General features: G+C 65.7%; 13 protein-coding genes. 7 read left to right on the forward strand and 6 right to left on the reverse strand.

Annotation, left to right across the window (positions count from 1 at the left end; all coding sequences use genetic code 11):
- Both ACEN88_RS13615 and ACEN88_RS13620 read left to right on the forward strand, forming a co-directional pair.
- Positions 1–321 (forward strand): amidohydrolase family protein (locus ACEN88_RS13615; RefSeq protein WP_413340334.1); only part of this gene is annotated, 321 nt, incomplete at its 5' end.
- A gap of 45 nt (positions 322–366) precedes the next feature.
- Entirely contained in the window at positions 367–1,827 is a 1,461-nt protein-coding gene (locus ACEN88_RS13620) for a glycine betaine ABC transporter substrate-binding protein (protein ID WP_413340351.1), read from the forward strand.
- Here the strand turns inward: ACEN88_RS13620 and ACEN88_RS13625 are convergent.
- The 6 genes from ACEN88_RS13625 to ACEN88_RS13650 form a co-directional block, all read right to left on the reverse strand.
- On the reverse strand, positions 1,815–1,982 hold the full coding sequence (locus ACEN88_RS13625) for a hypothetical protein (protein WP_371767179.1): 168 nt from the start codon (positions 1,980–1,982) through the stop codon (positions 1,815–1,817). The genes ACEN88_RS13620 and ACEN88_RS13625 overlap by 13 nt on opposite strands.
- 243 nt (positions 1,983–2,225) lie before the next feature.
- On the reverse strand, positions 2,226–2,717 hold the full coding sequence (locus tag ACEN88_RS13630) for an N-acetyltransferase family protein (RefSeq protein ID WP_413340336.1): 492 nt from the start codon (positions 2,715–2,717) through the stop codon (positions 2,226–2,228).
- Positions 2,714–3,655 carry a DMT family transporter gene (locus ACEN88_RS13635; RefSeq protein ID WP_413340338.1) on the reverse strand — a complete coding sequence of 314 codons (942 nt, stop codon included), beginning with the start codon at positions 3,653–3,655 and terminating at the stop codon, positions 2,714–2,716. Before ACEN88_RS13635 ends, ACEN88_RS13630 begins: the two co-directional genes overlap by 4 nt.
- Before the next feature lie 48 nt (positions 3,656–3,703).
- The gene (locus ACEN88_RS13640; protein WP_036236083.1) at positions 3,704–4,159 is read right to left on the reverse strand and encodes a glycine zipper 2TM domain-containing protein; all 456 of its coding nucleotides are present in this window, start codon (positions 4,157–4,159) and stop codon (positions 3,704–3,706) included.
- Between the two features lie 14 nt (positions 4,160–4,173).
- Positions 4,174–4,605, reverse strand: a complete 432-nt coding sequence (locus ACEN88_RS13645; RefSeq protein ID WP_056124490.1) for a DUF962 domain-containing protein — start codon at positions 4,603–4,605, stop codon at positions 4,174–4,176.
- 43 nt (positions 4,606–4,648) lie between these two features.
- Positions 4,649–5,611 (reverse strand): LysR substrate-binding domain-containing protein, encoded by a 963-nt coding sequence (locus ACEN88_RS13650; RefSeq protein WP_413340340.1) that lies wholly within the window; start codon positions 5,609–5,611, stop codon positions 4,649–4,651.
- A gap of 157 nt (positions 5,612–5,768) precedes the next feature.
- On the opposite strand from ACEN88_RS13650, the gene ACEN88_RS13655 reads away from it, so the two are divergent.
- From ACEN88_RS13655 to ACEN88_RS13675, 5 genes are all read left to right on the forward strand, one after another.
- Positions 5,769–5,984 (forward strand): hypothetical protein, encoded by a 216-nt coding sequence (locus ACEN88_RS13655; protein WP_413340342.1) that lies wholly within the window; start codon positions 5,769–5,771, stop codon positions 5,982–5,984.
- A 2-nt stretch (positions 5,985–5,986) separates the two neighbouring features.
- On the forward strand, positions 5,987–6,841 hold the full coding sequence (locus ACEN88_RS13660) for an alpha/beta hydrolase (protein WP_413340344.1): 855 nt from the start codon (positions 5,987–5,989) through the stop codon (positions 6,839–6,841).
- A 139-nt stretch (positions 6,842–6,980) separates the two neighbouring features.
- The gene (locus ACEN88_RS13665; RefSeq protein ID WP_413340346.1) at positions 6,981–8,192 is read left to right on the forward strand and encodes an efflux RND transporter periplasmic adaptor subunit; all 1,212 of its coding nucleotides are present in this window, start codon (positions 6,981–6,983) and stop codon (positions 8,190–8,192) included.
- Between the two features lie 27 nt (positions 8,193–8,219).
- Positions 8,220–11,432, forward strand: coding sequence for an efflux RND transporter permease subunit (locus ACEN88_RS13670; protein WP_413340348.1), 3,213 nt, complete (start codon positions 8,220–8,222; stop codon positions 11,430–11,432).
- A 1-nt stretch (position 11,433) separates the two neighbouring features.
- A partial coding sequence (locus ACEN88_RS13675) for a TolC family protein (protein WP_413340349.1) occupies positions 11,434–12,258 on the forward strand: 825 nt, incomplete at its 3' end.

Genomic DNA, 12,258 nt, shown 5'->3' on the forward strand with positions numbered 1-12,258 from the left:
GCGCAACTGCGCGCCGCGGGCGTGCCGCTGGCCGTCGCCACCGACTGCAACCCGGGCACGTCGCCGATGACGTCGCTGCTGCTCGCGCTGAACATGGCGTGCACGCTGTGGCGCCTGACGCCGCTGGAAGCCTTGCGCGGCGTGACCGTCAACGCGGCGCGCGCGCTGGGCCTGCTTGAGACCGGCACCCTGGCGCCGGGCCAGCGGGCCGACTTCGCGTTGTGGGACATCGCCCGGCCGGCCGACCTGGCATATGCGATTGGCGCGAATCCGTGCCGGGGCGTCGTCCGTGCCGGCGTGTGGCGCGATCGGGTATCCTGACGTCTCATCCACAACGCCACCGGAAACCGCATGCTGAGATTTGCCATGCTGGTGCTCGCCTGCGCCGGCATCCTGTCGTCCGCCCACGCGGAGGAACCCCTGCGCGTGGGCTCCAAGCGTTTCACCGAGTCGTACATCCTGGGCGAGATCCTCACCCAGACCGCGGCGCGCGTCGGGCCGGCCGAACACAAGCAAGGCCTGGGCAATACGGCCATCGTGCTGGGCGCGCTGCGCTCGGGTGCCATCGACGTCTATCCGGAATACCTGGGCACCATCGACCTGGAAATCCTCAAGAATGCGCAGCCGACGTCGCTCGACGCGATGCGCGCGGCGCTGCGCCCGCTGGGCCTCGGTGTCGCGGTGCCGCTGGGCTTTTCCAACGGCTACGCGCTGGCGGTGCGTGGTGATGCCAGTGTGCGCCGCCTGTCCGACCTGGCGGCGCATCCAGAAATAAAAATCGGGCTGTCGCATGAATTCCTGGGCCGCGCGGACGGCTGGCCGGGCCTCGCGCGGCGCTACGGCCTCGCGCAGCAACCGCGCGGCTTGGACCACGGCATCGCGTACGAGGCGCTGGCGCAGCGCCAGGTCGACGCCATCGACATCTATTCGACGGACGCCAAGATCCGCCAGTACGGCTTGCGCGTGCTGGACGACGACAAGCAATATTTCCCGCGCTATGACGCCGTGCTGCTGTACCGGCTCGACGTGCCGCAGCGGTTTCCGCAAGCGTGGCGTGCCATCGAGAAATTGGAAGGCACGATCAAGGCGGACGACATGATCGCGATGAACGCGGCGGCCGAACTGGATGGGCAGCCGTTTTCGGCGGTCGCACGCGCGTGGTTGTCCCATGACACTCAGGCAACGGTCCGCGATGGCCTATTCACCAAAACGTTCGGCAACGGCTTCATGAACCTTGCACGCCAGCACCTGCTGCTGGTCGTGCTGGCCGCCCTGCTCGGCAGCGCCGCCGGCATTCCGCTCGGCATCGTGGCCGCGCTCGTGCCGCGCCTGCGCCAGGCCGTGCTGGCCGTGGCGGGCGTCCTGCAGACCGTGCCGTCGCTGGCGCTGCTCGCGATCCTGATCCCGTTGCTCGGCCGCATCGGCACCGTTCCCGCGCTCGTCGCCCTGTGCGCGTATGCGCTGCTGCCCATCGTGCGCAATACATGCACGGGGCTGCTGCAGGTGCCGTCCGGCCTGCGCACGGCGGCGCTGGCGCTGGGGCTGACACGGCGGCAATCGCTGGTCGAGGTCGAGTTGCCGCTGGCCATGCCGACGATCCTCGCCGGCGTGAAAACGGCGGCCGTGATGAGCGTTGGCACGGCCACCATCGCCGCCTTCATCGGCGCCGGCGGCTTCGGCGAACGCATCACCACGGGCCTCGCGCTGAACGACAACGACATGCTGCTGGCGGGTGCGATCCCGGCCGCGTTGCTGGCCTTGCTGACCCAGGCAGTATTCGAACTGTGCGAGCGTCTTCTGGCGCAGCGCCGGCGCTACAGCGATTGAAGCTTGGAACGGGTCGTGGAGATCGCGCGGTGCAGGATGCGTTCCGCGTGGAAGTCGTTTTCGCGCTGGACGGCAATGGCGTGCAGGCTGCGGGTATAGGTGTCTATCCGGGAGCGGAGCCAAACCCGGTAGACCCATCGGGTGATCGTTTTCATGTCCATGTCCTCGTGAATGATCACATTGTCCCGCTCGACGCGTTCTTGCATTTGTGATCACTCAATCGAGTCCGGCCCACAAACCCCAGCTTTCTGTTACCGAGGTAAGCATTTGTAAGGAACCTGCACACACCGCGGTCGGGAGACTATATTGAAGCCACTGGATTCAAGTCTCCCCTCCCCATCGACGAATGGGTTCACCCGCGGCGCTGCGAACAGCCCGCGGGTTTTTTCTTGCCTGAATCAGCCTTGGGCCAGCGCTTCCAGCGGCGCGCCCGTGACGCGGCAGATGCGCCAGTCCGGCATGACCTCGGCGCCCATCGATTGATAGAAATTGATTGCCGGCGTGTTCCAGTCCAGTACGGACCATTCGAAGCGGCCGCAGCCGCGATCGACGGCCAGGCGCGCGAGATGCTTCAGCATGCGGCTGCCATAACCCTTGCCGCGATGCGATTGGCGCACGTACAGATCTTCCAGATACAGCCCACGCTTGGTGAGGAACGTCGAGAAATTGTGGAAGAACAGGGCAAACGTGACGACTTCGCCATCCGCTTCGCCGACGATGGCTTCGCAGGCCGGCTGCGGGCCGAACAGGCCTTCGTGCAATTTCTCTTCCGTCGCCACGACAAGGTGCTCGAGCTTTTCGAACACGGCCAGCTCGACGATCATCGATTGGATGTGGGGGACGTCGGCCGGCGTGGCGGGGCGGATCGCGAAGGTGGTATCAAGAGTCATGGCGTCGTTTCGATGCAATCGTTGAGGTTGACGGAAGCGGCTGGCCTGGCCGCAGGGGAACGTAATGCCCAGGCGACACTGCCCAGGCACACGGCCATGCCCAGCCATTCGGTCAGGCCGGGGCGGTAGTGTTCGAGCCTGATCGACAGCAGCACGGAGATCACGGGCGTGATCACGCCGATGTACACGGCCTTGTTCGAGCCGATGCGGTTGATCAGCGTGAAGTAGCAGATGAAGGCGACGACCGAGCCGAAGATGGACAGGTGCAGCAGGCCCAGCACGTAGCTGGCCGTGCGCGGGATGATGAAGGCCTGGCCGGTCGCCAGGCACCACGCGGCAACCATGCACGTGCCCCAGAACATCGACCAGCCCGTCGTCAGCACCAGGTTGTTCGATTCCTCGCGCACCTTGCCGACGACGATGCTGCCCGCCGAGCTGGCGATCGACGCGGCGATGCCGAGCACGAGGCCGAGGGTGAAATGGCCTTGGCCGCCCTGGCCCAGGTGGCGCAGCTCGGTGCCGATCGCATGCCAGAACAGCAGCGTGACGCCGGCGATGGCCGCGGCGCCGGCGCCCCACGTGCGGCGCGGGATCGGCGTGCCGAACGCGATGCGGGCACAGATCGGCGTCCAGAACACCATCAGCGCGAACAGCACGGCGACGAGCGCCGACACGACATATTGTTCGGCGTTGTACGTGCAGACGTACGACACGCAGAACGTAAAGAATCCTTGCAGCAGGGTCCAGCGCTGGACGCGCCAGGGCAGCCGCAGCTTGTCGCCGCGCATCAGACAGTAGGCGAACAGCGTCAGCGACGCGAGCGCGAACCGGTAGACGACCGACACCGCGGGCGGGACTTCACCCAGCTCGAGCGTGATCGCGAAGAAAGTCGATCCCCAGATCAGGGACGCAATGGTGAAGAGGACATAGGAGGGCATCGCGAAAGTATATCGCGATCCCTCTACCGTCGTGGCCGGTGGTAAATGTCAGTGCGTCACGCGCGTCGTGTACCCGTTGCTGAGCAGACGTACGCGTTCTCCCGGCCGGAACATCTCGTCGGCCGCCTGCGTGATGGAACGCAGTTCGCCGTTGTCGAGCTTGACGGTGATTTCGAAACCGGGCCGGTTGTTGGCCTGGTTCTCGACGCGGTTGCCGATGATGCCGCCCGCGACGGCGCCCAGGATGCCGACCGCGGCCGAGCCGTTGCCGCCGCCGACCTGCGAACCGCCCAGACCGCCCAGTGCGGCGCCCGCCATCGTGCCGACGCCGGATTCCGGATTCGCGATCGTCACGTTGCGGACGGATTCCACGGTGCCCATGCGCACCGATTGTTCATTCATCGTCTGGTAGCTGCTGTAGACGCTGCCCGAATTCGACGGGCCCGCGCACGCGGCGAGCAGGGCGGTCAGCGGGACGAGGGCGAGGATGGCGATGCGTTTCATATTCACTCCAATAATTAATATGCGACATGGAGGCGACGATACAAAAAACCAAGCACGAACAGCGGACCGATCAGCAGGAAGCGCACGTCGTCGAAGAACGACGGTTTCTTGCCTTCGATCTTGTGCCCGATGAATTGGCCGATCCACGCGACGACGAAGATCGCGATCGACAGCGGCAGCACGGTGAACGGCGGCATCAGCGCGAGCAGCGCCAGCATCACGGCGCTCATCAACAGCATGCCGAATGCGAACGGCGGCGACAGCCGGAAGTAATACACGAGTGCCGCAAGCACCGCCACGACGGCGACGGCCGGGTGGATGCTCCACAGGATGCCCAGCAGGGTGAACACGATCACGGGCACGCACACAATATGGATCAGCTCGTTGGTCGGATTGCGGTGGCTGTCGCTGTACTGGTCGAGCAGCACGTCGATGGTCCGGGGCATCGTGGTCTCCTGTCCTGTGGTGCTTTCGATTCTACACCCGTGATTACGCCGCGGCCGGGACAGGCGCAGAGGTCGCAGCAAATGAGCGTGGCAACGCGCCCATGTGCATGTACGGATTCGCGGCGAACAGCTCGGCCACCCATTCGACGAACACGCGCACCTTCGCGGACAGGTGGCGGTTCTGCGGATACACGACGTGGATCGGCAGCGGATCGCTGCGCCAGTCCGCCAGCACCTGCACCATGCGCCCCGTCGCCACGTGCTTGTCGAGCAGGTAGTCCGTCATCTGGATGACGCCGAGGCCCGCCAGTCCCGCTTCCACGTACGCGTTGGAATCGTTCAGCGCGATCACGCCGCGCATGGGCACCTCGATCCGTTCGTCGCCGCGGTTGAAATCCCAGTCGAAGATCTTGCCCGTCTTGGCCGAGAAATAATTCACGCAGCGGTGGCGCTCGAGGTCGCGCGGATGCTGGGGCATGCCGTGGCGCGCGATGTACGCGGGCGACGCCGCCGTCAGGAAGTTGACGACGCCCACGCGCCGCGCGATCAGGCTCGTGTCGCCCAGGGTGCCACCGCGCACGGCGCAGTCGACGCCTTCTTCGACCAGGTCCACCGGACGGTCGGAACTGCCCAGTTCCAGCATGATGTCGGGATAGCGCTCGAAGAAGTCGGGCAGGGCGGGCACGAGGATCTCGCTCGACAGCCCCGTCGGGGTATCGACCCGCAGCCGCCCGCTGGGCGACAGGCGCGTGCGCGACAGCGATTCCTCGGCGTCGCGCACGTCGGACAGGATGCGCAGGCAGCGCTCGTAATACGCGGCACCGTCCGTCGTCACCGTCACCTGGCGCGTGGTCCGGTGCAGCAGCTTGGCCGACAGCGCCGCCTCGAGCGCCTGCACGAGCGTCGACACCGTCGCCTTGGGCAGGTTCATCATCTCGGCTGCCCGGGTGAAGCTGCCGGCGTCCACGACCTGCACGAAAACTTCCATCGCTTGTAACTTGTTCATACTAGATCGGCATCATATAAACGGTGAGAATGCGTGATTGTTCAAAAATCTGAACAATCGATTCGTAATTGAGCTATTTATTAGATTCTAGTCGAAGTTTATAGTGTCGGTACGGTAGCTGATAGTTTCGATATTTGACACACCCAAGGAGAGGATCATGAAAGCGCATCGCGATGGAATCGCGGCAGTGTTCGGGCTGGTACTCGGCGTAGTGGCCATGGCAGGCACGGTACTCACCGACGAGTACGCGCATGCGGCCGGTGCCGAGGCACGCGGATACGATGCGTTGTTCCACGTCGTCGCCACGGGCGAACAATGCGATGCGACCGCGATCCCGTCCGTGCTGGTAGCGTCCAATGAGGTAAGCCGGTGAGCGTGGCACGCAAAGCCGACGACGGCCATACGCTGGCGGTCCGCGACCTGCAGGTCGTGGGCGCGGAAGGACCGCTGGCGGCCCGCCTGTACAAGGCTGCCGTCGACGGCAAGCGCGACGTGCTGATCGTGTTCTTCCATGGCGGCGGCTTCGTCGACGGCGACCTGGAAGATGCCGATCCGTTCCTGCGCCACCTGTCCGAGGCGAGCGGGTATCCGGTCGTGCTGTCGTCGACCTATACGCTGGCGACGGTGAAGCCGTTCCCGGCCGCCGCGGAAGATGCGCATGCCGTGCTGCTGTGGGCAAAGAAGAACAAGACAAAGCTCGGCTGGACCGGCAAGCGCATGCTGGTCGCGGGCATCGAGGCCGGCGCGAACCTCGCCGCCGTGTGCACCCTGATGGCGCGCGACCGGGGTGCGCCGCGGCTGGCCGGCCAGATCCTCTTGATGCCGATGCTGGACCCGGGCCTGTCGACCTGCTCGATGCGCGAGATGCCGACCTGCCCCGACAAGGCGAAGGTGTTCGACGAATGCGCCGCCGCCTACCGGGGCTATCTGCCGCACGCGGCGGACCGTAGCCATCCGTATGCCTCGCCGCTGCAGTCGAGCCGTTTGAAGAACCTGCCGCCGGCCCTGATCCTGTCGATCGAGGACGACCCGCTGCGCGACGAAGCGGAAGCCTACGGCGGCAAACTGATCCAGTCGGGCGTGCCGACGACGGTCAGACGCCTGCAGGCGGCGCAACGCCTGCAGGAGCCGAATGCGCGAGATACGTGTGCCTGTCGGGGCCATGCATTGAGCGAGATTGCCAACTTCATTGCCGGACTCGACGAGGAAGACGAACCGGCCAGCTGTTGACCTCGTAGTTCATCTGATTTACCACCAACGATAAAGACGTGCCCGCGAGGCACGGGAGACCTGTCTTTTCCTGCAAAAGCCTGGAAAGGACCGTTTTCGTCCAATCATTAAAAGCTAGTTAATAACCGGAGGGCTAACCATGAAAACGATTCAACAATTCCAGATGGCCGTGCGACCCGTCGTGCTGGCGCTGGGCGCAGCCGGCGTTGCGGCCCTGATTGCGGGCTGCTCGGATGCAACCGGCAAGGCAGCCGAGGCGCAAACCCAGGCGCAGGCAGGTCCGCCCGTGTCGGCGGCCGCCGTGCTCGAAAAGCCGGTGGCCGAAACGCAGGAATTCTCGGGCCGTCTCGAAGCCATCGAGCGGGTCGAGATCCGTCCGCGCGTGTCGGGCTACATCACCGCCGTCAACTTCAAGCCGGGTGCGGAAGTGAAAAAGGGCGACGTGCTGTTCGTGATCGATCCGCGTCCGTACCAGGCCGAAGCCGAGCGCGCCGTCGCGGCCGCCAAATCGGCCCGCGCCAAGGCCGACCTGGCCCGCACGGAACTGGCCCGCGCCGAGCGCCTGCTGGGCGACAAGGCGATCGCGCAGCGCGAATACGACGCGAGCCTGTCGAGCCAGAAGGAACTCGACGCCTCCGCCCGCGCCGCCGAAGCCCAGGCCGAAGCCGCGCGCCTGAACCTGTCGTACACCCGCGTGATCTCGCCGATCAACGGCCGCGTGTCGAAGGCCGAGATCACCCTCGGCAACCTGGTCGATGCATCGGCCGTGCTGACGTCCGTCGTGTCGCTGGACCGCATCTACGCGAGTTTCGACGGCGACGAAGAGACCTATCTGCGCGTCGCCAAGCAGGCGCACGACGGCCAGTCGGTGCCGGTGAAGGTGGGCCTCGTCAACGAAGAAGGCTACCCGCACGAGGGCAAGCTGGAATTCGTCGACAACCAGCTCGACTCGCAGACCGGTTCCGTGCGCATGCGCGCCACGTTCGAGAACAAGGACCGCAGCATGGCGCCCGGCCTGTTCGCCCGCGTGCAGATCGGCGGCGGCGAAGCCAAGCCCGCGCTGCTGATCACGGACCGCGCCATCGGGACGGACCAGAGCCACAAGTTCGTGTTCGTCGTGGGCGCGGACGGCAAGGCCGAGTACCGCGAAGTGAAGCTCGGCCCCGTCGTCGACGGCCTGCGCGTGGTGCGCGCCGGCCTGAAGCCGGGCGAGAAGATCGTCGTCAACGGCCTGCAGCGCGTGCGTCCGGGTGCGCCCATCACGGCGCAGACCGTGCCGATGGTCGCATCGCTGGCGCCTGCGAAAGCGCCCGGCAAGGACGCGAAGCTGGCCATGGCTGACACGAAGTAATCCCATAAGACCGAGGGACAAGAACAAATGAACATCTCACGCTTTTTCGTCGACAAGCCGATCTTTGCGGCCGTGCTGTCGGTGCTGGTCTTCGTGGCCGGCCTCATCTCGATCTTCGAGTTGCCGATCTCCGAGTACCCGGACGTCGTGCCGCCCTCCGTGGTGGTGCGCGCCCAATACCCGGGCGCCAACCCGAAGGTGATCGCGGAAACCGTCGCGACGCCGCTGGAGCAGGAAATCAACGGCGTCGAAAACATGCTGTACATGACGTCGCAGAACACCTCCGACGGCGCGCTGATGCTGACGGTGACTTTTAAAATCGGCACCAACGTGGAGCAGGCCGAGACGGCCGTGCAGAACCGCGTCCAGCGCGCGCTCCCGCGCCTGCCGGACGAGGTGCGCCAGATCGGCGTCACGACCGTCAAGAGCTCGCCCAACATCACGATGGTGGTCCACCTGCGCTCGCCGGATGGTCGCTATGACGACCTCTATCTGCGCAACTACGCCACGCTGAACGTCAAGGACGAACTCGCGCGCATCAACGGCATGGGCGAAGTCCAGCTGTTCGGTTCGGGCGACTACGCGATGCGCGTCTGGCTCGATCCGCAAAAGGTCGCGGCACGCAACCTGACCGCCAGCGACATCGTGAACGCGATCCGCGAGCAGAACGTGCAGGTGGCGGCCGGTGTCATCGGCCAGGGCCCGTCGAAAGGCGCGGACTTCCAGCTGACCGTCAACACGCAGGGCCGCCTGCAGTCGGTCGAGGAGTTCGGCAATATCGTCATCAAGACCAATGCCGACGGCGCGACCACGCTGCTGAAGGACGTCGCGCGCCTCGAAATGGGCTCGAACTCGTACGCCCTGCGCGCGCTGCTGGACAACCAGTCGGCCGTGGCGATCCCCATCTTCCAGGCGCCGAACGCCAACGCGCTGCAACTGTCGTCCGACGTGCGCGCCAAGATGAAGGAGCTGTCGAAAGATTTCCCGGAAGGCGTCGAATACAGCATTGTGTACGACCCGACCCAATTCGTGCGTGAGTCGATCAACTCCGTGATCCACACGCTGATCGAAGCCGTGATCCTGGTGGCCATCGTCGTCATCGTGTTCCTGCAGACGTGGCGCGCCTCGGTGATCCCGCTGCTGGCCGTGCCGGTGTCCGTCGTCGGCACGTTCGCGGTGATGCTCGCCTGCGGCTTCTCGATCAACACGCTGTCGCTGTTCGGCCTCGTGCTCGCCATCGGTATCGTGGTGGACGACGCGATCGTCGTGGTGGAGAACGTCGAGCGCAACATCGCGAACGGCCTGAATCCGCACGACGCGACCGTGCAGGCGATGAAGGAAGTCTCCGGCCCGATCATCGCGATTGCCCTGGTGCTGTGCGCCGTGTTCATCCCGATCGCGTTCGTCTCGGGCCTGACCGGCCAGTTCTACCGCCAGTTCGCGCTGACCATCGCCATCTCGACCGTGATCTCCGCGTTCTCGTCGCTGACGCTGGCCCCGGCACTGTCGGCCGCGCTGCTGCAATCGCACAATGCGCCGAAGGACCGCCTGACCCGCATGATGGACGCCGTGTTCGGCCGCTTCTTCGCCGGCTTCAACCGCTTCTTCGGCCGCTCGTCGCATGCCTATGAAGGCGGCGTGAAGGGCGTCCTGAAGCGCAAGAGCGCCACGCTGGGCGTGTACGTGCTGCTCGCCATCGCCGGTATCTTCATGTTCAAGGCGGTGCCTCCGGGCTTCGTGCCGGCGCAGGACAAGGCTTACCTGATCGGCTTCGCGCAATTGCCGGACGCCGCCTCGCTGGACCGCACGGACGCCGTCATCCGCAAGATGTCGGACGTCGCCAAGCAGATCCCGGGCGTGGAATCGTCGGTCGCGTTCCCGGGCCTGTCGATCAACGGCTTCACCAACGCCCCGAACGCCGGCATCGTGTTCACCACGCTGAAACCGTTCGACGAACGCAAAGGCAAGGAGCAGAGCGCCGACGCGATCGCCGCCGAGATCAACAAGCGCATGGGCGCCATCGAGGACGCGTTCGTGATGGTGCTGTCGCCCCCGCCGGTGAACGGCCTGGGTACGACGGGCGGCTTCAAGATGATGATCGAGGACCGCGCGGGCGTCGGCTACGACGAGCTGTATAAAGCCGTGCAGGCCGTGCAGGCCAAGGCGTGGACCGACAAGCGCCTGCAAGGCGTGTTCTCGGGCTACCAGATCAACGTGCCGCAGCTGTTCGCCGACGTCGACCGCGTGAAAGCGAAGCAGCTGGGCGTGCCGCTGGCCGAGATCAACCAGACCTTGCAGATCAACCTCGGTTCGCTGTACGTGAACGACTTCAACCAGTTCGGCCGCACGTACCAGGTGCGCGTGCAGGCGGATGCGCCGTTCCGTTCGCAGCGCGAGCAGATCGCGCAGCTGAAGGTCCGCAGCGACAAGGGCGAGATGATCCCGCTGTCCTCGCTCATGAAGGTCAAGGACACGTATGGTCCGGATCGCGTGCAGCGCTACAACGGCTACGTCGCCGCCGAGCTGAATGGCGGCCCGGCACCGGGCGTGTCGTCGGGCCAGGCGCAGGCCGCGATGGAAGAAATCGTCAAGGCCACGCTGCCGAAAGGGGTCTCGTACGAATGGACCGACCTGACGTACCAGGACATCCTGGCCGGTAACACCATGCTGTACGTGTTCCCGCTGTGCGTGCTGCTCGTGTTCCTCGTGCTCGCCGCGCAGTACGAAAGCTGGACGCTGCCGCTGGCCGTGATCCTGATCGTGCCGATGTCGATCCTGTGCGCCCTCATCGGCGTCAAGCTCACCGGCGGCGACAACAACGTGTTCACGCAGATCGCCCTGTTCGTGCTCGTGGGCCTTGCGTCGAAGAACGCGATCCTGATCGTGGAATTCGCGCTGGAGCTGGAACACCATGGCCGCAGTACCGTGGCCGCCGCGCTGGAAGCCTGCCGCCTGCGTCTGCGTCCGATCCTGATGACGTCGATCGCGTTCATCATGGGCGTGGTGCCGCTGGTGCTGTCGCACGGTGCCGGTGCCGAGATGCGCCACGCGATGGGCGTCGCCGTGTTCGCCGGCATGCTGGGCGTGACGTTCTTCGGCCTGTTCCTGACGCCGGTGTTCTACGTCCTGCTGCGCACGCTGGCCAAGCGTTTCGAGAAGCCGAAGCATGCCCACGCCCACGACACGGCGCCGAATACCGTCGTCGATGGCGACCATGCACCGGCCCTGGAAGGAAACTGATATGAAAACGATGATTGCAAGGGGCGTGGCCCCGCTGATGGCGGCCCTGCTGCTGACGGCGTGCGCCGCCCCGGAATTCAAGCAACCGAGCATCACGACGCCGACGGCGTTCAAGGAGTCGCAAACGGTGCCTGCCGGCGCAGCCAATGACGTGCGCAGCGCCGCCGACGGCACCACGTGGACCGTCGGCCGTCCGGCCGAAGCCCAGCCGCGCGGCGAATGGTGGCGCGCCTTCCACGACGAGACGCTGAATGGCCTCATCGCGGAAGCGACGGCCAACAACCAGAGCCTGACGGTGGCCGCCGCCCGCGTGAAGCAGGCCCGCGCCATCGCGGGCATCGCCGAAGCGGACCGCATCCCGCAGGTGGGCGTGGGTGTCGGCGCGCAGCGTGAACGCCTGTCGCCGCTGGAAGCGTCGCTGCCGAAGGGTTCTCCCGTCGCGCCGGCGAATGTCTATAGCGCGCGGCTGTCGGCCAGCTACGAGGTCGACCTGTTCGGCCGCGTATCGTCCAATGTGGCGGCCGCCCGCGGCGACGCCGGCGCGGTGGAAGCGACGTACCGCTCCGTGCTGCTGTCGCTGCAGGCCGACGTGGCGCAGACCTATTTCCGCCTCCGTTCGCTGGATGCGGAAATCGCGACCGTCAACCACACGGTGCAGCTGCGCGAAGAGAGCGTGCGCGTGACGGGCCGCCGCTTCGACGCCGGCGACATCGGCGAGTTCGACCTGTCGCGTGCGAAGACGGAACTGGCGACGGCGCGTTCGGAAGCGATCGGCCTGCAGCGCCAGCGCGCCGCGGCGGAGCACGCGCTGGCCGTCCTGCTGGGC

Source organism: Massilia sp. CT11-108 (assembly GCF_047302915.1).
In the GTDB taxonomy this organism is placed as follows: domain Bacteria; phylum Pseudomonadota; class Gammaproteobacteria; order Burkholderiales; family Burkholderiaceae_D; genus Telluria; species Telluria orientalis.